This is a genomic window from Sphingomonas sp. AP28 (genome assembly GCF_056680455.1).
The window spans coordinates 734,388-752,537 of the sequence record NZ_CM155283.1 but is presented as its reverse complement, the minus strand read 5'-3'; the positions used below and the strand labels follow the sequence as shown (position 1 = coordinate 752,537).

General features: G+C 64.9%; 18 protein-coding genes and 1 tRNA gene. 10 read left to right on the top strand and 9 right to left on the bottom strand.

Annotated features, from left to right (window positions below; all coding sequences use genetic code 11):
* Nucleotide 1: 1 nt before the first annotated feature.
* The 5 genes from AC1MH0_RS03325 to serS all read right to left on the bottom strand — a co-directional run bounded on the left by AC1MH0_RS03325 (nucleotide 2) and on the right by serS (nucleotide 4,934).
* Nucleotides 2–319, bottom strand: coding sequence for a PilZ domain-containing protein (locus AC1MH0_RS03325; protein WP_480964715.1), 318 nt, complete (start codon nucleotides 317–319; stop codon nucleotides 2–4).
* A 104-nt stretch (nucleotides 320–423) separates the two neighbouring features.
* Complete coding sequence (gene tyrS, locus AC1MH0_RS03320; RefSeq protein WP_480964714.1) at nucleotides 424–1,665, bottom strand: tyrosine--tRNA ligase; 1,242 nt, start codon at nucleotides 1,663–1,665, stop codon at nucleotides 424–426.
* Nucleotides 1,666–1,765: 100 nt separating this feature from the next.
* Complete coding sequence (locus AC1MH0_RS03315) at nucleotides 1,766–2,893, bottom strand: peptidoglycan DD-metalloendopeptidase family protein (RefSeq protein WP_480964713.1); 1,128 nt, start codon at nucleotides 2,891–2,893, stop codon at nucleotides 1,766–1,768.
* A complete protein-coding gene (gene surE / locus AC1MH0_RS03310; protein WP_480964712.1) occupies nucleotides 2,893–3,657 on the bottom strand; it encodes a 5'/3'-nucleotidase SurE in 765 nt (254 codons plus the stop codon). The genes AC1MH0_RS03315 and surE overlap by 1 nt, the downstream gene beginning before the upstream one ends.
* Entirely contained in the window at nucleotides 3,657–4,934 is a 1,278-nt protein-coding gene (gene serS / locus AC1MH0_RS03305) for a serine--tRNA ligase (protein ID WP_480964711.1), read from the bottom strand. The genes surE and serS overlap by 1 nt, the downstream gene beginning before the upstream one ends.
* Nucleotides 4,935–5,037: 103 nt before the next feature.
* Here serS and AC1MH0_RS03300 point away from each other — a divergent pair, with 103 nt between their 5' ends.
* The 5 genes from AC1MH0_RS03300 to AC1MH0_RS03280 all read left to right on the top strand — a co-directional run bounded on the left by AC1MH0_RS03300 (nucleotide 5,038) and on the right by AC1MH0_RS03280 (nucleotide 7,928).
* Nucleotides 5,038–5,478, top strand: coding sequence for a host attachment family protein (locus AC1MH0_RS03300; protein ID WP_480964710.1), 441 nt, complete (start codon nucleotides 5,038–5,040; stop codon nucleotides 5,476–5,478).
* 102 nt (nucleotides 5,479–5,580) lie between these two features.
* Nucleotides 5,581–5,856 carry a hypothetical protein gene (locus AC1MH0_RS03295; RefSeq protein ID WP_480953921.1) on the top strand — a complete coding sequence of 92 codons (276 nt, stop codon included), beginning with the start codon at nucleotides 5,581–5,583 and terminating at the stop codon, nucleotides 5,854–5,856.
* A gap of 114 nt (nucleotides 5,857–5,970) precedes the next feature.
* A complete protein-coding gene (locus AC1MH0_RS03290; protein WP_480964709.1) occupies nucleotides 5,971–6,333 on the top strand; it encodes a hypothetical protein in 363 nt (120 codons plus the stop codon).
* A 673-nt stretch (nucleotides 6,334–7,006) separates the two neighbouring features.
* The gene (dksA, locus tag AC1MH0_RS03285; RefSeq protein ID WP_307085501.1) at nucleotides 7,007–7,477 is read left to right on the top strand and encodes an RNA polymerase-binding protein DksA; all 471 of its coding nucleotides are present in this window, start codon (nucleotides 7,007–7,009) and stop codon (nucleotides 7,475–7,477) included.
* 61 nt (nucleotides 7,478–7,538) lie between these two features.
* Nucleotides 7,539–7,928: a PilZ domain-containing protein gene (locus AC1MH0_RS03280; RefSeq protein WP_480964708.1), complete on the top strand. Its 390-nt coding sequence runs from the start codon at nucleotides 7,539–7,541 to the stop codon at nucleotides 7,926–7,928.
* Nucleotides 7,929–7,977: 49 nt separating this feature from the next.
* On the opposite strand, the gene AC1MH0_RS03275 is transcribed toward AC1MH0_RS03280, so the two are convergent.
* Complete coding sequence (locus AC1MH0_RS03275) at nucleotides 7,978–8,133, bottom strand: YdcH family protein (RefSeq protein ID WP_480964707.1); 156 nt, start codon at nucleotides 8,131–8,133, stop codon at nucleotides 7,978–7,980.
* Between the two features lie 49 nt (nucleotides 8,134–8,182).
* Entirely contained in the window at nucleotides 8,183–8,368 is a 186-nt protein-coding gene (locus AC1MH0_RS03270) for a hypothetical protein (RefSeq protein WP_480964706.1), read from the bottom strand.
* A 46-nt stretch (nucleotides 8,369–8,414) separates the two neighbouring features.
* On the opposite strand from AC1MH0_RS03270, the gene AC1MH0_RS03265 reads away from it, so the two are divergent.
* On the top strand, nucleotides 8,415–8,576 hold the full coding sequence (locus AC1MH0_RS03265; protein ID WP_480964705.1) for a DUF465 domain-containing protein: 162 nt from the start codon (nucleotides 8,415–8,417) through the stop codon (nucleotides 8,574–8,576).
* Between the two features lie 142 nt (nucleotides 8,577–8,718).
* On the top strand, nucleotides 8,719–9,153 hold the full coding sequence (locus AC1MH0_RS03260; protein ID WP_480964704.1) for a DUF1465 family protein: 435 nt from the start codon (nucleotides 8,719–8,721) through the stop codon (nucleotides 9,151–9,153).
* Nucleotides 9,154–9,263: 110 nt separating this feature from the next.
* On the opposite strand, the gene AC1MH0_RS03255 is transcribed toward AC1MH0_RS03260, so the two are convergent.
* Nucleotides 9,264–9,340: transfer RNA gene (locus AC1MH0_RS03255), tRNA-Pro, on the bottom strand.
* Nucleotides 9,341–9,448: 108 nt separating this feature from the next.
* On the opposite strand from AC1MH0_RS03255, the gene lepA reads away from it, so the two are divergent.
* Nucleotides 9,449–11,269: a translation elongation factor 4 gene (gene lepA / locus AC1MH0_RS03250; protein ID WP_056049136.1), complete on the top strand. Its 1,821-nt coding sequence runs from the start codon at nucleotides 9,449–9,451 to the stop codon at nucleotides 11,267–11,269.
* Nucleotides 11,270–11,600: 331 nt separating this feature from the next.
* On the opposite strand, the gene AC1MH0_RS03245 is transcribed toward lepA, so the two are convergent.
* A complete protein-coding gene (locus AC1MH0_RS03245) occupies nucleotides 11,601–11,819 on the bottom strand; it encodes a hypothetical protein (RefSeq protein ID WP_480964703.1) in 219 nt (72 codons plus the stop codon).
* Between the two features lie 306 nt (nucleotides 11,820–12,125).
* Between AC1MH0_RS03245 and AC1MH0_RS03240 the strand changes: the two genes are divergently transcribed.
* Together AC1MH0_RS03240 and AC1MH0_RS03235 are read left to right on the top strand one after the other, a co-directional pair.
* Nucleotides 12,126–14,444, top strand: coding sequence for a TonB-dependent receptor (locus AC1MH0_RS03240; protein ID WP_480965663.1), 2,319 nt, complete (start codon nucleotides 12,126–12,128; stop codon nucleotides 14,442–14,444).
* Nucleotides 14,445–14,689: 245 nt separating this feature from the next.
* Nucleotides 14,690–18,058 (top strand): polysaccharide deacetylase family protein, encoded by a 3,369-nt coding sequence (locus AC1MH0_RS03235; RefSeq protein WP_480964702.1) that lies wholly within the window; start codon nucleotides 14,690–14,692, stop codon nucleotides 18,056–18,058.
* The last annotated feature ends 92 nt before the right edge of the window (nucleotides 18,059–18,150 follow it).

The window sequence follows — 18,150 nt, the reverse complement described above, 5'->3', positions numbered from 1 at the left end:
GTCAGCTGTTGCGGGTCATCACCATGAGCATCGTGTAATAGTCGGCCAGCGGGATCGTCCGTTCGAGCTCGCAGCCGACCCGCCCGCCGAGCGACCATCGTACCACCGCGTCGACATAGCCGAGAACGGGCAGGCGGATCCGCAGGCGGCTGCCGGCCGCCGGATCGCCGTCGCACCGCGCCATCACCCCGTTCGCGGACATGTTCACCAACACCAGCTTCAGCGTGTGGCCATCACCGTCGAGCGCATGCGTGCGGTGCATAACCTCGTCGCGGGGCTCGCCGCGTGCATCGCGAACGGCCATTACATAACGTGGCATCGATCGCTCCCCTGGAATAACCATCCCGCCTGTGTACGGCGTGCGGCGTGAACCCGATACGAACGGTGATGCTTAACGCGACGTTCTTCGAAACGAGAATGCGTCTATTTTGAGGGGGTTAGCATCCCATGTCGTTTCTTGCCGAGGCTGAGCCGCACGGGCGATGCGACGCCGATGGTAGCGGTCGGCTCGCGGACGGCCTCGCCATCCACGCGCACCGCGCCCTCGGCGATCTTCCGGCGGGCCTCGCCGTTGGAGCCGACGAAGCCCAGTCCGACGAGCGCTTCGACGATACCGATCGCGCCGCCAGCGACGGCATAGCTCGGCAGCGAATCCCCTGAAGCGCCTTCTTCGAACGTCTTCCGCGCAGTCTCGGCGGCTTGCTCAGCCGCCTCACGTCCACGACACATTGCGGTCGCTTCGTTGGCAAGGACGATCTTGGCAGCGTTGATGTCCGCGCCTTCGAGCGCTTCGAGACGTGCGATCTCGTCGAGCGGGAGGTCGGTGAACAGCTTCAGGAAGCGGCCGACGTCGCGGTCGTCGGTATTGCGCCAGAACTGCCAGTAATCGAAGTGCGGCAACTGGTCCTCGTGCAACCAGACCGCGCCCGACATCGTCTTGCCCATCTTGCCGCCGTCCGCCGTGGTGATCAGCGGGGTGGTGACACCGTAGACCTCGGTCGAGTCCATGCGACGTGCGAGTTCGATGCCGTTGACGATGTTGCCCCATTGGTCCGAGCCGCCCATCTGCAACCGGCACTGGGCGCGACGCGATAGTTCGAGGAAGTCGTACGCCTGGAGAATCATGTAGTTGAATTCGAGGAAGCTCAGCGACTGTTCGCGGTCGAGGCGGAGCTTGACCGAGTCGAACGCGAGCATCCGGTTGACCGAGAAATGCTGGCCGACATCGCGCAGGAACGGAATGTATTCGAGCGCGTCGAGCCACTCGGCATTGTCGAGCATCACCGCGTCGGTCGGGCCCCCCACTTCACCCTCAGGCGCGAAGGTCAGGAAGCGTTCGAAGATACGGCGGATCGAGGTGACGTTGGCCTTGATCCCGTCCTCGCCGAGCAGCTTGCGCGCTTCGTCCTTGAAGCTCGGGTCGCCGATCTTGCCGGTGCCACCGCCCATCAGGACGATCGGCTTGTGCCCGGTCTGCTGGAGCCGGCGGAGCAGCATGATCTGGACGAGGCTGCCGACGTGGAGCGACGGCGCGGTCGGATCGAAACCGATATACCCTGGCACGACCTGCTTGCCGGCGAGCGCATCGAGCGCGGCGGCATCGGTCATCTGGTGGACATAGCCGCGCGAGGTCAGCGTGGTGAGCAGGTCGGACTGGTAGGTCATGGTGCGTCTCGTTCCCCTTCCGCTTGCGGGAGGGGTTAGGGGAGGGGCTTCCTCGCCCCCATGCCCTCCCCCGACCCCTCCCGCAAGCGGGAGGGGAGAATCACGTTCGTGGCAGTTGCGAAGTCGGATCGACAGGAGTCCGACCCTTGCGCAGTTCGAAGTGCAGTTCGGGGCGATCCGCGAACCCGGTGTCGCCCGACAGCGCGATCGTCTGGCCTCGCTTGACGCTCTGCCCGCGTTGCACGAGCAGCTTCGACGCGTGGCCGTAAACGCTCGTCCAGCCGCCGCCGTGCTTGATGATGACCAGCCCGCCCAGCGCAGCGATGCCGTCACCGACATAGGCGACCACGCCGTCAGCGGCCGCATGGATCGGCGTCGAAACCGGTACCGCGATCTTGATGCCGTCGTTGCGTTCGCCGCTCGCACCGTGGCCGAAGCGTTTCACGACCTTGCCGTCGACCGGCCACAGGAACCCGCCGCTCGCGAGACGCGCCGGCGCGGTGACGACGGCGTTCGACGGCAGCACGCGCCGCGGTGTCGCGATCGGTCGTGCCGGCGCCTGATTGCTGGCCAGCGCGGGTTCGCCTCCGGTCAGGATGTCGTCGATGTCGAGCGTGAAAGCGCGCGCGCGTTCCGACGCGCTTGCAGTGCCGCCGCTAGGCTCGCCAGGGATCTGGATACGCTGGTCGGCGCGCAGCACGTAGGGCTCGACGAGCGCGTTGGCGGCTACGATCCGCGACCATTCGACCCCATATGCGCGCGCGATCGCGATGCCCGTCTCGCCGCGGCGGACCTGGTGATAGCGGCCGCCGGGGATCTGCAACCGTTGGCCGGCTTGGATCGAATAGGGCGATTCGAGGTCGTTCGCGCGCGCGATCGCTTCGAGGCTCGCACCACTGCGATCGACCACGCGGCTCAGCGTATCCCCGGGGCGGACCACATAGGTCGTGTCGGGAATCGCCTTCGCATCGGCGCTGACCGGCCGCGCCTCCCAGGCGGGGCGCGGGGCGGGCAGGGTGGTAACCTCGCCGGTATCGCGGCCGGGAATGTCCTGCGACGGCCGATCGTCGCGCGGCGTATCCTCGCGCGGCGAATCGTCACGGGGGCGCGGCGGATCGCGGTACGGACGCTGTGGCGGATTACCGTAGCCGGCGGGGCGATCGACGTGCGGAATGCACGCGGTCAGCGCGAGCGTCGCCAGCGAAACCAGGACGCCCGCACGCCGCATCAACGATAGGCCTGCTTCAGCATGTCCATCGACTCGAAGTGCGTGAGGTCGAGGTGCAGCGGCGTGACCGACACGTACCCCGCCGCCGTCGCTTCGAGGTCGGTTGCGTGCGCCGGCGTCTCGACGGTCCGGCCGAGCGCGAACCAGTGATATTCGTAGCCGCGCGGATCGGTGTTGCTGACGATCTGCAACCGGCCGTAATCGCGGAAACCCTGGCCGACGACGCGCACGCCCTTCACCGCGTCAGCCGGGCCGGCAGGAAAGTTGATGTTGACCAGCGTACGCGGAGCCAAGGGTGCGTCGACCAGCGGCCGCAACACGCGTTCGCCCCAAGCCGCGGCGGCCTCGAACGGCACGCTGTCGCCCATGCCCTCGCGGCTGTAGATCTGGCTCAGCGCGATCGATCGGATGCCGCCCAGCGCACCCTCCATCGCTGCCGAGACGGTGCCCGAATAGGTCACGTCCTCGGCAAGATTAGCGCCCCGGTTGACGCCGGACAGGATCAGGTCGGGCGGGCAATCCTGCATGATCTTGGCGAGCGCCATCATCACCGCATCGGTCGGCGTGCCCGCGACGGCATACCGCTTCTCGCCGTGCTTCCGCACCCGGATCGGCCGCGACAGCGTCAGTGAATGCCCAGCGCCCGACTGTTCCTCGGCGGGTGCGACGATCCAGATATCGTCGGACAGCGTGCGCGCGATCGTCTCCAGCACCTTGAGCCCAGGCGCATGATAACCGTCGTCGTTGGTAAGCAGGATCCGCATCAGCGCGTCGGTTCTAGGACGGTCAGCCCGCCGAGATACGGCTGGAGCACCGCCGGCGCTGCGACCGAGCCGTCCTCCTGCTGATAATTCTCCAGCACCGCGACCAGCGTCCGACCGACCGCGAGCGCCGAGCCGTTGAGCGTGTGGACGAACCGCGTGCCCTTCTCGCCCTCGGGCCGATAGCGCGCGTTCATCCGACGTGCCTGGAAATCGGTACAGGTCGAGACGCTGCTGATCTCGCGATAGCGCGCCTGGCCCGGCAGCCAGACTTCGAGATCGTAGGTGCGTGCTGCGGTGAAACCCATATCGCCGGTGCATAGGAGCATCCGCCTGAACGGTAGCTGCAAGGCGTCGAGCACGCCCTCCGCGCACGCCGTCATGCGCTCGTGCTCGGCTTCGGACATGTCGGGGGTGACGATCGAGACCATCTCGACCTTGTCGAACTGATGCTGGCGGATGTAGCCGCGCGTATCGCGACCCGCAGCGCCCGCCTCGGAGCGGAAGCACGGCGTCAGCGCGGTGAAGCGCAGCGGCAGTTCGGCTTCGCTGAGGATCTGTTCGCGGACGATGTTGGTGAGGCTCACCTCCGCGGTCGGGATCAGCCAGCGGCCGTCGGTGGTCCGGAACAGGTCTTCCGAGAATTTGGGAAGCTGGCCGGTGCCGAACACGGCCTCGTCGCGGACCAGCAACGGCGGCGAGACCTGCTCGAAGCCGGCGTCGGCGACATGATCGAGCATGAACTGGCCGAGCGCGCGTTGAAGCTTGGCGGCGGGCCCGCGGACCAGCGTGAAGCGCGCCCCCGACATCGCCGCGCCGGTCTCGAAATCGAGACCGATCGCAGGACCGATCGCGTCGTGCTCGCGCGCGGTGAAGGCGAACGTCGTTGGCGTGCCCCGCGTATGGACGAGCGCGTTGTCGTCCTCGCCGCCGCCCTCGGGCACGTCGGTTGCGGGAAGGTTGGGAATCGCGGCAAGCATGGCCTGGAGTTCGCCACCAAGCCGCGCTTCGTCGGCCTCCAGCGTGGGCAACGCCTCCTTCAGGCTTGCGACCTCGGCCATCAAAGCCTGCGCCTTGGCCTCGTCCTTCTGCGCCTTGGCCTGGCCGATCGCCGTCGACAGTTCGTTGCGGCGGGTCTGCGCGGTCTGCGAGTCCGCTATCGTCGCACGGCGCTGCTCGTCGAGCGTCACCAGCGAGGCGGACTGCGGTGCGACACCACGCTTGGCGAGGGCGGCGTCGAAGGCGGCGGGATCGTCGCGGATCAGGCGTATGTCGTGCATGGCTGGGCTATGCCGACCGGCGGGGGCGTACGCAAGGCGGCGCAACCTCCCCGGCACGCGGCGCGTTCACCCCGCATACGCATAGCGAAAAGGAGAGACACGCATGCATCTTCCCCACAACTCCGTAGTGCTCATCGCGGACGGCCGGAAAATGCTGTTCCTGCGCAACGAGGGCGACGCCGAGTTCCCCAATCTCGTCGTCGAAAAAGCGCAGGAGCAGGACAATCCGGCGACGCGTGACCAGGCGACCGATTCCGCAGGCCGCGCTTCGTCGCCACAGGGCGGCGTGCAGAGTTCGGTCGAGCCGACCGATTTCCACCAGATCGAGGAGGACCGCTTCGCCGCGGACGCTGCCGACTTTCTGAAGACCGGTGCGCTGAAGAACAAGTACGACTCATTGATCGTGGTTGCACCGCCGAAGACGCTCGGCGAACTGCGCAAGCATTACCACAAGGAAGTCAGCAGCCGCCTCAAGGGCGAACTCGACAAGGACCTGACCGGGCACCCGATCAAGGACATCGAGAAGGCCCTCATGAACGCCTGATCGTCGGATACGAAAAGGCCCCGTCGGAGGATCTCCGGCGGGGCCTTTTCTGTGCAACGTTCCAGAAGTTAAGCTGCAACCGCCCTTGTTTTGGCGAAACACTTGCGCGCTACCAGCGCAGCGGCCGCCGCACCGAACAGCAGGACCATCGGCGGAGCCGGAACGGGTGCCGGCGGACCACCGCTCGACCCTGTGCTGCCGCTCGAACTGGCGCTGCTGGCGCTCGACGCGCTACTGGCGCTGCTCGCGCTCGATCCGCTGGCGGACGAGCCGCTGCTGCCCGAGGACGCGGAGCTGCCCGACGATCCGTTCGAGCTCCAGCCGCCGGTAGAGTTCCAGCCGCCGCTCGACCCCCAACCCTTGCTGCTCGACCCGTAACCCGAAGAACTGCCGCTGCTGGCCGACGACGCGGACGAGGCCGACGACGCCGAGGATGCACTGCTGGTCGACGACGACACGTCGCCGCTCGATCCGCCCGATGCGGACGAGACGTTGCCACTCGACCCGCCCGATGCCGAGGATACGTTGCCGCTCGACCCACCCGAGGCAGACGAGACGTTGCCGCTCGACCCACCAGTCGACGACGTGCTGGAGATGGTCGCGCCGCCCGTGCTGGTCGAGGAACCACCGCTGGACGTCGAAGACGCGCCGCTGCTGGTCGAGGATCCGCCGGTGGAGGTCGATCCGCCGCTCGACGTCGAGGAGATCACGATGCTCCCGCTCGATCCGCCGCTCCCGCCGAAGCCGCCGCCAAAGCCACCACCGAAACCGCCGAATCCACCGGGCGTGCCGAAGAACCCACCGCTACCGCCGACCACCACCGGGACAGGGCCCGCGCCACCACCTCCGATATAGCCGTCGCCGACCGGAACCGGAACCGGTGCTGCGTTCGCGACCGTCACCACGGTCGGCGCGCACGTCTGGCGAGTCGTGGTGACGACCCGGCGCACGCGCGGTCGAGCTACGGCAGCGATCTGCGGGCGCGCGACTCGCTTGACCAGTACGCGCTTGGTATTGGCAGTACGCTGCGGACGCTCGGCGATATGCACCGCGCCGCCGCCGATCAAAGCGCCGCCGCACGCGCACGCGCACAATTTCGCCAGGGCCATCCTCACCGACATATCGTCACTCTTTCGTTGCCGGCACCCTCGTGTTGCCGGATCCCCGTACGCAGTATTCGGAACTGCTATCCGACTAACTGCAAAACAAAGCGTTAAGCGCAAGTGGCTTAACCACATTCGACATGGTTAAACGAGGATTTACCTGTGCGGAATACTGGATGCTATCGTTAACGTGCCGCACTGGGACACAGTCGTTGCCTGCCGCCCTGCGCGCGCATTTTAAACGTATGCCAGCGACCGCGAAATCGCCGATCTCGCGACCGCAATTTAATGTCGGTTTCGGGGCAGAATGCGCAAGTCCTGTCGCTTGTGGTCCCCAGCACGTGAGACTATAGGCGCTTTCACCATTTGGGGGCGGTCCTTGGAAATCAGCGAGGCTGATACGACGGGGCCAGAGGGAGAGTGGTATGGCGACCGTGATGAATCGTATGGACGATACCGGGAATTCCAGTCGAGAGGCCGCCAACGACAGCGGCGAGGATGGCTATCGTCCAGACGCGGACGAGCCGTTCATGAGCTTGAAGCAGCAGGCGTATTTCCGCCGCAAGCTTCAGGAGTGGAAGGAGTCGATCCTGCGGGAGTCGCAGGAAACGCTCTCCCAGCTGCAGGTCGATTCGCTGCGTGAGGCGGATCTGACGGACCGCGCTTCGAGCGAAACCGACTGGTCGATCGAACTGCGCACGCGCGACCGTCAGCGCAAGCTGGTCTCGAAGATCGAAGCCGCGATTCGGCGTATCGACGAAGGCGAATATGGCTATTGCGAGGTCACTGGCGAGCCTATCAGTCTCGCACGGCTGGAAGCGCGGCCGATCGCGACGATGACGGTCGAGGCGCAGGAACGACACGAGCGTAACGAAAAGGTGTCGCGCGAGGATTGAGCGCGCCTACCGATGGGGAAGAGAGAATGCTGTGTTCGATCATGGTAAAATCGGTCGCGGCATGAGCATCGACACTGGGTCGGCCGGCGCTACCGAGAACCGGCGACAGCGCGAGCGGGACAGCTTGCTACTGGTCGCTCAGGTTCGGGTTGGCGATGAAACCACGGCACGCGAGGCTAGGGTCCGGAACCTGTCCGAGACGGGCTTAATGGCCGAACTTGCCAAGGTCGTCGATGTCGGGACGCCTGTCACGGTGTCGTTGCGCGGGATCGGTGACGTCGCCGGCACGGTCGCATGGTGCACCGAGGGGCGGATGGGCATCTCGCTCGATGTACCCATCGATCCACTGAGCGTGCGCAAGCCTGCGGGCGGGGCCAAACCGTCGACGCCGCTATACTCGGCCAAGGCTTCGGACAGCGCCTACGCCTTGCGGAATCCAAAGCCGCTCTGACTTCGCAAGCGGCTCCCCGGTATGATCCGGGGAGCGGTATCGATACCCGTTACAGGCTGACGATCTCTTCCTTCAGCCGCAGCTTCTGTTTCTTCAGGCTCGCCAACAGGCTCGCGTCGGGTAGCGGACGATGGGTCTCGTCGGCGATACGCTGATCCAGCACGGCATGCTTGGTTTCCAGGGCTGTCTGATGAGTCGTCTGCACGGTGGGATGCCTCCTGCATTCGGGTTGGGGGATCGAGTAAACCACTCTGTCATCGAAATGTCTTCATCGGAAATCGGCGAAATCGGTTGATCGAACGATTTGGCGCGACGGACTGATCGATGATGTCGCGATGCTCGGTTGATACCTTTTCGACCCCGGCGTGACGGAGTGCGGCGGTTTCTTGCTCGCGCGCCGCGCTGCGTTTGCTAAGGGCAGCGCACACGACGGCAGCCATCGGGGGACGAGTGGACGACGCGCAGACCAGAGTTCGACTTGATTCGATGCGGATCGAGCACCGGGATCTCGATGCCGCGATCGCCGCGCTTGCGCTGGCATCGACGCCGGATCAGTTGCAGATGGCTCGACTGAAAAAGCGCAAATTGCGGCTGCGTGATGAGATCGCGTCGCTGGAAGATCTGTTGATCCCGGATATTATCGCTTGAAACCAGTGCTCTAGTCCGAGTTTAGCACCGAGTGACGCATTTTGGGACAGGTAATGGTTAGCGGAACGTTAACCTGTCTGGATGGGATCTGACCGGTATGCCATCTGCGTTTGCGATGACCCACCCCGGCTATGAATCGCGGATGCAGCGCCGCCTGATCGATGCGCTGTATAGCGAGGCGATGGTGCTGGCGGATGAAGCTCGGACCTATTTCGACGAGGCCGGCAGGGTCGAACGGGAAGCGCTCGATCCGTTGGTCCGGGTCAGCTTCAGCTGCGAATCGCTGAAGGTCACGACCCGACTGATGCACGTCATTGCGTGGCTCCTCACCCAGCGGGCCGTCCAGTCCGGCGAATTGCACGCGAACGATGCGCTCGATCCTGCTCGGCGACTGGGCGATGCGCCGGTGACCGATGCGGCTTTGTTCGCCGTGCTGCCCACGCGCGCCCGCGACATGATCGAATCCAGTGTCGACTTGCATCGGCGCGTGGCGTTGATGGACGAGGCGCAGGATATGCCGGAAGTCAAAGCGAGCCCGGCTCGGTCGATGCAGCAGCGTATCGCGAGCGCATTCTGACGCGCTCAATATTGTAACGGCGGCGGTATTCCCGGGATCGCCGCCACGCTCAAATCGTAGAAGAAGAGTTTTGTTCGGGGAGGGGGAAACTCACCCCATAAAATCGGCAATGGTCGGGGCGATAGGATTCGAACCTACGACCCCTGGACCCCGAGACCAGTGCGCTACCAGACTGCGCCACGCCCCGACAACATTGCCGGTGAGCGCCCTAGCCGCGACATCCCGAACGTTCAAGACAATTATGGAGTGTGTCCACGATCTATCGCACACGCGGTGTCGCTGCTAGGAGCGCGCCATGACTCCGCTCGACCGCATCCGCAATTTTTCCATCATCGCCCATATCGACCATGGCAAGTCGACGCTCGCCGACCGGCTGATCCAGGAAACTGGCGGCCTCACCGCGCGTGAGATGTCCGAGCAGGTGCTCGACAACATGGACATCGAGAAGGAGCGCGGGATCACGATCAAGGCGCAGACCGTGCGCCTCGCCTATCACGCCAAGGACGGCCTCGATTACGTCCTCAACCTGATGGACACGCCGGGGCACGTCGACTTCGCCTACGAGGTCAGCCGCAGCCTGGCCGCGTGCGAGGGCGCGCTGCTGGTGGTTGATGCCGCGCAGGGCGTCGAGGCGCAGACGCTCGCCAACGTCTACCAGTCGATCGAGCACGACCATGAGATCGTTCCGGTGATCAACAAGATCGATCTGCCCGCCGCCGAGCCCGAGAAGGTGCGCAAGGAAATCGAGGACGTGATCGGCATCGATGCATCCGAGGCGGTGCTCGCGTCGGCCAAGTCGGGGATCGGCATCGTCGAGATCCTCGAGGCGATCGTCACGAAGATCCCGCCGCCCAGCGGCGACCCGGAGGCACCGCTGAAGGCGATGCTGGTGGACAGCTGGTACGATCCGTATCTCGGCGTCGTCATCCTGGTGCGCGTGATCGACGGGGTCCTGAAAAAGGGCCAGCAGATCAAGTTCATGCAGACCGGCACGATGCATCTGGTCGACCGCGTCGGCTGTTTCCGTCCGAAGATCGAGCAGCTGACCGAGCTCGGCACCGGCGAGATGGGCTTCATCACCGCGCAGATCAAAGAGGTCGCGCAAACGCGCGTCGGCGACACAATTACCGACGCGAAGCGACCTGCGCTGGAGGCGCTCGCGGGCTTCAAGGAAGTCCAGCCAGTCGTGTTCTGCGGAATGTTCCCGGTCGATGCCGCCGAGTTCGAGAAGCTGCGCGAGAGCATCAGCAAGCTGCGACTGAACGATGCGAGCTTCTCGTTCGAGATGGAGACGTCGGCCGCACTGGGCTTCGGCTTCCGCTGCGGGTTCCTCGGGCTGCTGCATCTGGAGATCATACAGGAGCGCCTGACGCGAGAATATGATCTGGACCTGATCACCACCGCGCCGTCCGTCGTATACGAGATCGAGCTGACCCACCCTGATCCGTCCGGCACGACGCATATCGAGCTGCACAACCCAGCCGACATGCCCGAGCCGAACAAGATCGCGACGATCAGCGAGCCGTGGATCGAGGCGACGATCTACGTCCCCGACGAATATCTCGGGTCGGTGCTCAAACTCTGCCAGGACCGCCGCGGTATCCAGAAGAACCTGACCTATGTCGGCGGTCGCGCGCAGGCGACCTACGAACTGCCGCTGAACGAAGTGGTGTTCGATTTCTACGATCGGTTGAAGTCGATGTCGAAGGGCTATGCCAGCTTCGATTACCACCAGATCGGCTACCGCGAGGGCGACCTCGTCAAGATGGGCATCCTCGTCAACGAGGAGCCGGTCGACGCGCTGAGCATGATCGTCCACCGCGGCACCGCCGAAGTCCGCGGTCGCGGCATGGTCGAGCGCTTGAAGGAGCTGATCCCGCGCCATTTGTTCAAGATTCCGATCCAGGCGGCGATCGGCGGCAAGGTGATCGCGCGCGAAACGATCAGCGCGATGCGCAAGGACGTGACCGCGAAATGCTATGGCGGCGACGCGAGTCGCAAGAAGAAACTTCTGGAAAAGCAGAAGAAGGGCAAGCTGAAGATGCGCGAATATGGTTCGGTCAGCATCCCACAGGAGGCGTTTATCGCCGCGCTCAGGATGGGCGACGACGCGTAGGCGTCTGAGGCTAAGCGGCGCAGCAGCCTAGCTGAGGCTCACGCCAAGCCGGACGGCGACCGACCGAGATCTTCCTCGCCCGTGTCGTCCGACGACGCAGCTTTACCGCGGCGCGGCTTAGATTGAGTTCGAAAGCTAGTGCGCTCTTCCTTGTTCTCCCGCGAAGGCGGGAGCCCAGTCTGGGTCCCCGCCTTCGCGGGGAAACATGCTACCCTGTGTGCGGGGATCGACGTCGAATCTTTCCGGGGTGGAGGAGCGACGTTGAAACGCTCATCAACCCAAACCCCGAATGCCTACCCGTGCTGGAACCGCGCATCGCCGCCCGTCGCCGTCACTCGTACGTCGCGACTCCAAACGCGATGTAGCCGATGCACAGGATGATACGCGTCAGCCACGCCGCTTCGCCGTGCAGCACGACGCTCGCTGCAATCGCGGCGATAAATGCCGCCATGATCGTCCAAGCCTGCCAGGCGAAAGGGAACGGGAAGATGCCGCCGGTCGCACTAGGCTCGAACCAACCCGAACGCCGAATGGTCAACCAAAATCGCATCACGAAGTCCATAGGGCGAAGCTAGCATGGCGTTTCCGCTTCCTGCCATCGGCAAAAATATCGCACCGTGTCGCAAACCCGCACTCACCCCAAAACGCCGTAACCAACTGTCATCATACCAACACATTCCCGGCCTAACCGCCCGACCGGGGAGTGAGCGTCGCGAGGCGTCGTCGGGCCGTCCGGGGAGGGCGGTCGATGGCGCGCCGCGGCGTTGCGTATTGGGATGTGTGGCCGCTCGTCAGGGACGGCGCCGCACCATTGGGGAATATCATCGTGAAGATTTCGGTCGTTAAGTCGGCGCTGATGCTCGGCGTCGCGTTCGGTTCGGTTGTGGGTGGCTCGGCCGCGTTCGCGCAGGCGGCACCGGTCCAGGATCAAGTCCAGAACCCGGCAGGGCAAGCTGGTGCCGAGGAAGGTCTGGACGACATCGTCGTCACCGCCGAGCGCCGGTCGGAAAACCTGCAGAAGGTGCCGCTCTCGGTCGGCGTCGCATCGGGTGACGCGCTCCGCACCTTCACCGCAGGCGGCGACGACACGCTGCTCGCGCTGTCGGGTCGCGTCCCCGGCCTGTATGTCGAATCGACGACCGGCCGCATCTTTCCCCGCTTCTACATCCGCGGCCTCGGCAACATCGATTTCTACCTCGGCGCCTCGCAGCCGGTCACGATCATCCAGGACGACGTGATCCTCGAGCATGTCGTGCTGAAGTCGAACCCGGTATTCGACGTCCGCCAGGTCGAAGTGCTGCGCGGTCCGCAGGGCTCGCTGTTCGGCCGCAATACCACTGCCGGCATCATCAAGTTCGACACGAACAAGCCGACCAACGACTTCGAGAGCCGCGCATCGGCCTCGGTGGGTTCGTACAACAGCGTCAGCCTCGACGCCGGTGTCGGCGGGCCGCTGATTAAGGACCTGTTGTCGATCCGCCTGTCGACGCTGATCCAGCACCGCGAGAACTACATCGACAACGCGTTTGCGGGGACGAGCGCGGACAGCACCGCGACGCCGCGCAAAGACGCGATGGGCGGCTTCGACGACCGCAACGTCCGCGTGCAGCTCGCGCTGACGCCGGGTGAGCGTTTCACGCTGGACGTGTCGGGCCATGCGCGCTGGTATGACGGCACCTCGACGATCTTCCACCGCGCCGCGTTGAAGAAGGGCTCGAACGACGTGTCGGCCGAGCCGCGCAACACCGTCTCGCTCGACGAAGGCAACGACAACCCACAGAGCTACAACACCTATGGCGGCTCGGTCCGCGCGAGCTACGACTTCGGTCCGGCGGCGCTGACCTCGATCACGGCCTACGAGACGACGTCGGGCTTCAGTCGGGGCGATACCGATGGCGGCGCGGGCGCGAACTTCCCGGTCCGCGGCGTCGCCAACGGCTTCGGCCAGTCGCAGGGCCAGATCCGCGACCTCGACCAGTGGTCGCAGGAGTTGCGCATTGCCGGCACGCCGGGTGGCCGCTTCAACTGGCAGGTCGGCGGCCTGTATTTCGACAACCGCGACATCACCGATTTCTATCAGCGGACGTTCTTCCTGACGACGGCGGCGCGCAACCCGAACAACTGGGTGCGCCTGCACGACGTCAACACGTCCTGGGCCGGCTTCGGCCAGGTCAGCTACGAGCTGATGGACAAGCTGACCGTCACGCTCGGCGGCCGCATCACCGAAGACAAGAAGCGTACCCAGCTGCTCAAGACGGTGCAGAACGTCGCCGGCGTCAATCAATATCCTGTCGGTTTTCGCCGCGACGTCACGCTGAAGTCGACCAAGCCGAGCTGGGATGCGAGCATCCTGTATCAGGCGAGCCCCGACATCAGCCTGTATTCGCGGGTCGCCCAGGGCTTCCGCGGACCGACGATCCAGGGCCGTTCGGCGGTGTTCAACTCCGACTTCTCGACGGCCAATTCGGAGACCATCCTGTCGTGGGAAACCGGCGTCAAGACGCGCCTGCTCAATAATACGCTGACGCTTAACGCTACGGTGTTCGGCTACCGCGTCAACGATATCCAGCTGAACGGCAACGACGTGAACGGCAACGGCATCCTGTTCAACGGCAACAAGGCCGAGGCGTACGGCATGGAAGCCGAAGCCAATTGGAAACCGGTACCGAACCTCACGCTGGGCGCCGGCCTCAGCCTGCTGCACAGCGCGATCCGGGACAAGACGACCGAGGTGCAGATCTGCGCGCTCAACAATATCGTGGTCTGCACGCCGTCGGCGCCGGTTCGTCCGGTGGTGGGTGCGTTCGGTACGACGTATCTGGTCAAGATCAACGGCGAGCCATTGCCGAATGCACCGGAATACAATGTCGACCTGACCGCACGCTACGACCAGCCGCTAAGCAACGGCGGTCGCGCGTTCATCGCGGGCGACTTCAACATCCAGGGCTATACGCAGTTCGTGCTGTACAAGACCAAGGAGTTCACCGCGAACGGCAACTTCGAAGGCGGTCTGAAGATCGGTTATGCCGCGCCCGGCGACGCGTATGAGTTGGCGGTGTTCGCGCGCAACATCACGAACGAGAAGAACCTCAAGGGCGTGATCGAGAACTACATGGCCGCAGTGTTCAACGAACCACGTATCATCGGCGTGTCGCTCAGCGGCAAGTTCCGCTGATTTCTTCCCCCCTCCCGCAAGCGGGAGGGGTTGGGGGTGGGCTCGCGCTGTCATCAGACGTGGCGTTTGTTCGGGCCGGCCGCCCACCCCTCGGTCCCCTCCCGCGCGCGGGAGGGGATGCAGAAGATTATCGGACTTCTCTAAAGTCTGCGTGACGCATTTTTCAGCAGCGCGCACGCGAGCGGCATTGTAGCGAAATGTTGCGGCGAGTTGCCGTTTTCCTTCGGCCGGTTGATACTCGCTCCATGTCGCTCAATCCCGTATTCTATGATGCAAGCGGCCGTCGTCGTCGGCGGTTCACGTTCGGCGTCGCGGCGTTCATCGCCTTGCTCCTGCTGTCGATCGCGATGTTCGCGGTCTCAATCGGCGCGGTACCGACCGCGCCGCTGCTGCCGATCGAGCCCGAGCATCCCGCGCTCCACAAGCTGCCGGCGCCGCGTGGTGGTATCCTCCGCGAGACCCGGCGCGACCTGAATTACTACGCCAAGCAATTATTCGGTACGAGCGCGGCCAAGCCAGGCGTCGGCAACGGCGCCAATCCTGCGCTCGCGATCGCCTTCCATGCGCCGTGGGACCAGGCCAGCACGGCCAGTCTCGCGCGACACGTCGAACAGCTCGACTGGCTGATCCCTGGCTGGGTCTCGATCACGGGCAAGGATCACCGCATCACCGTGTTCCGCGACCAGGCGGGACGCGACATCCTCAACAAGGCGGTCCACCGGCCGATGATCCTGCCGATGGTGCAGAACGCCGTCGACGGGAACTGGGACGGCGCGGGCAGCGCCGCTCTGTTCGCCGACCCGAAGGCACGCGCGGCCTTCCTCGACAAGCTCGTACCGTTCCTCAACGCGAACCATGCCGGCGGCGTGTTCTACGATTTCGAGGATCTGCCTGTCGCGGCACAACCCAATTACCGCGCGTTCCTCGCCGAAACCCAAGCGCGATTTGCGCCCCGGGGGTGGGTCGTCGCCATCGCCGCGCCGGTCGCCAATCCCGACTGGAATCTGCCCGCCTATGCCAAGGTGACCGACAAGATCTTCCTGATGGCGTATGACGAGCACGAGACGAGCGGCGCGCCGGGGCCGATCGCGTCGCAACGCTGGTTCGCGCGCATGGTCGCCGACGCAGCGCGCGGAATCCCCCCCGCCAAGCTGGTCGTCGCGATCGGCTCCTATGCCTATGACTGGCACGCCGGCGCGGATGCCGGCAACGGCGATGCGCTCGACGTCGAGGAGGCGTGGCAGGCCGCAGCGGACTCGGGCACCGTCCCGACCTTCGACAAGACCAGTGGCAACAGCAGCTTTGCCTATTCGGAGGGCGGGGTGCAGCATCAGGTCTGGTTGCTCGACGCGGCGTCGGCGTACAACCAGATCGCGTTCCTGCAAAAGGCGGGCCTCGGCAGCGTGGCACTCTGGCGTCTCGGCTCCGAGGATCCCGGGCTTTGGTCGATCTGGGGCCGCGACCACCGGAAACTGCCGATCCCCGATTCGATCGATAACATGCCGGCCGGTACCAACGTCGATATCGAGGGCAGCGGCGAGATCCTCAAGATCGCCGCCGAGCCCGTCACCGGCATCCGCGACGCGGTGCCGGCGAAGGACGGCACGATTGCCGACGTCAACTTCACGCGGATGCCGTCGCCCTATGTCGTGGTCCGGACGGGCTATCGTCCGAAGCAACTCGCGCTAACCTTCGACGACGGGCCCGACCCCGAATGGACGCCGCAGATCCTCGATGTCCTCAAGCGCGAGCATGCGCCGGCGACCTTCTTCGTGATCGGCGAGAACGCGCTGACCGAGCGCCCGCTACTGGAGCGGATGGTCAACGAAGGCCATGAGATCGGCAGCCACACCTACACCCACCCGAACCTCGCCAACGTGTCGCAGCGGCAGGTCAAATACGAGTTGAACACGACGCAGCGGCTGTTCCAGGCGTTCACCGGGCGTTCGCTCCGCCTGTTCCGCGCACCCTATTTCGGCGATGCCGAGCCGAGCACCGCGGACGAGATCCTGCCGGCGCTCGAAGCGCAGCAGCGCGGCTACATCTCGGTCGGTCTCCACGTCGATCCCGACGACTGGAAGCGGCCGGGCGTCCAGGCGATCATCGACCGCACGATCGCCGGCGTCGAGGCGGGCAACCCCGGACGCAGCGGCAACGTCATTCTGCTGCACGATGCTGGCGGCAACCGCGCCGAGACCGTCGCAGCACTCCCGATCATCATCGAACGGTTGCGGGCGATGGGCTACAGCTTCGTCCCCGTCTCGACGCTTGCCGGGCTGTCACGCAATCAGTCGATGCCGGTGATTTCATCGAGCGACCGCGTCGCCGCGGTCGCCGATCTCGCGTTGTTCAGCACGCTCGGAGGAATCGTCGTTGCACTCCGCTGGATCTTCGGGATCGCGATCACGATCGGCATCATCCGCGCGCTGGCCCTGTCGGCGCTCGCCCTGATCCAGGCCCGGCGCGAGTTGAAGACGGTGTTCCCGGCGATCGACCCGTCGCGGTTCGTTACGGTGATGATCCCCGCGTTCAACGAGGAGCGGGTGATCGTGCGCGCCGTTGAGGGTGTGCTGGCGTCGAACGACGTTGCGATCGAGGTCATCGTGATCGACGACGGATCGAGCGACGGCACCAGTCGCGTCGTCGCCGAGGCGTTCGCCGGCGACGACCGCGTGCGCCTGCTGACGCTACAGAACGGGGGGAAGGCGCGCGCGCTCAACCGTGGACTCGAACTCGCGCGGGGCGAGATCGTAATCGCGCTCGATGCCGATACACAGTTCGAGCCGATGACGATCGCGCGCCTTGCACGCTGGTTCGACGATCCGAAGCTTGGCGCGGTCGCCGGTAACGCGAAGGTCGGCAACCGTGTCAATCTGATCACCAAGTGGCAGGCGCTCGAATACATCACCGCGCAGAATCTCGAACGGCGTGCGCTCGCGCGGCTGAACGCGATGACCGTCGTGCCGGGGGCGGTCGGCGCGTGGCGGCTGGAGGCGATCCGCAGCGTCGGCGGCTATCCCGACGATACGCTCGCCGAGGACCAGGATCTGACGATCGCGATCCAGCGTCACGGTTGGACGGTCCAGTACGACCAGTTCGCGATCGCGTGGACGGAGGCGCCCGAGACGATGCGCGCGCTGGCCAAGCAGCGGTTCCGCTGGGCGTTCGGGACGTTGCAGTGCCTGTACAAGCACCGATCGGCGATCGGCCGATCACAGCCGCGCGGGCTTGGCTGGGTCGGGTTGCCGCAGGCGATCGTGTTCCAGATCGTGCTCGCGTCGATCTCGCCGATCATCGATCTCGCGCTGTTGGTCAGCTTCGCCTCGACCTATCTCGCGGTGCAGGCGCATGGCTGGGAACAGACGAGCCATGACGTCTACACGATGCTCGCCTATTGGCTGATCTTCACCGCGATCGACCTGCTCGCCGCGACGATCGCATTCGCGCTGGAGCGGAAGGAGCGCTGGAGACTACTCTGGCTGCTGATCCCGCAGCGGATCGGCTACCGCCAGGTGATGTACTACGTCGTCCTGAAGGCGATCGCTCAGGCGTTGCGTGGACCTTTGGTCGGCTGGGGCAAGCTGGCCCGGACCGGGCGGGTCACGGCGAACTAGGCGCGCAACATATCGATCCGGCTGGCGTTATGGCCCTGCGCTATATATCGGTACGCGCGGAGTTCGAGAGGGCAAGCGGTATGCGGTATCTG

Coding starts and splice junctions, on each gene's coding strand:
- AC1MH0_RS03300 (WP_480964710.1), top strand. CDS start 5,038: ATGCATCTTCCCCACAACTCCGTAGTGCTCATCGCGGACGGCCGGAAA.
- AC1MH0_RS03260 (WP_480964704.1), top strand. CDS start 8,719: ATGCAGCGCCGCCTGATCGATGCGCTGTATAGCGAGGCGATGGTGCTG.
- AC1MH0_RS03270 (WP_480964706.1), bottom strand. CDS start 8,368: ATGGCTGCCGTCGTGTGCGCTGCCCTTAGCAAACGCAGCGCGGCGCGC.
- AC1MH0_RS03245 (WP_480964703.1), bottom strand. CDS start 11,819: ATGCGATTTTGGTTGACCATTCGGCGTTCGGGTTGGTTCGAGCCTAGT.
- AC1MH0_RS03280 (WP_480964708.1), top strand. CDS start 7,539: ATGAGCATCGACACTGGGTCGGCCGGCGCTACCGAGAACCGGCGACAG.
- AC1MH0_RS03325 (WP_480964715.1), bottom strand. CDS start 319: ATGCCACGTTATGTAATGGCCGTTCGCGATGCACGCGGCGAGCCCCGC.
- surE (WP_480964712.1), bottom strand. CDS start 3,657: ATGCGGATCCTGCTTACCAACGACGACGGTTATCATGCGCCTGGGCTC.
- AC1MH0_RS03265 (WP_480964705.1), top strand. CDS start 8,415: ATGCGGATCGAGCACCGGGATCTCGATGCCGCGATCGCCGCGCTTGCG.
- AC1MH0_RS03235 (WP_480964702.1), top strand. CDS start 14,690: ATGTCGCTCAATCCCGTATTCTATGATGCAAGCGGCCGTCGTCGTCGG.
- tyrS (WP_480964714.1), bottom strand. CDS start 1,665: ATGACCTACCAGTCCGACCTGCTCACCACGCTGACCTCGCGCGGCTAT.
- dksA (WP_307085501.1), top strand. CDS start 7,007: ATGGCGACCGTGATGAATCGTATGGACGATACCGGGAATTCCAGTCGA.
- AC1MH0_RS03315 (WP_480964713.1), bottom strand. CDS start 2,893: ATGCGGCGTGCGGGCGTCCTGGTTTCGCTGGCGACGCTCGCGCTGACC.
- AC1MH0_RS03240 (WP_480965663.1), top strand. CDS start 12,126: ATGCTCGGCGTCGCGTTCGGTTCGGTTGTGGGTGGCTCGGCCGCGTTC.
- lepA (WP_056049136.1), top strand. CDS start 9,449: ATGACTCCGCTCGACCGCATCCGCAATTTTTCCATCATCGCCCATATC.
- serS (WP_480964711.1), bottom strand. CDS start 4,934: ATGCACGACATACGCCTGATCCGCGACGATCCCGCCGCCTTCGACGCC.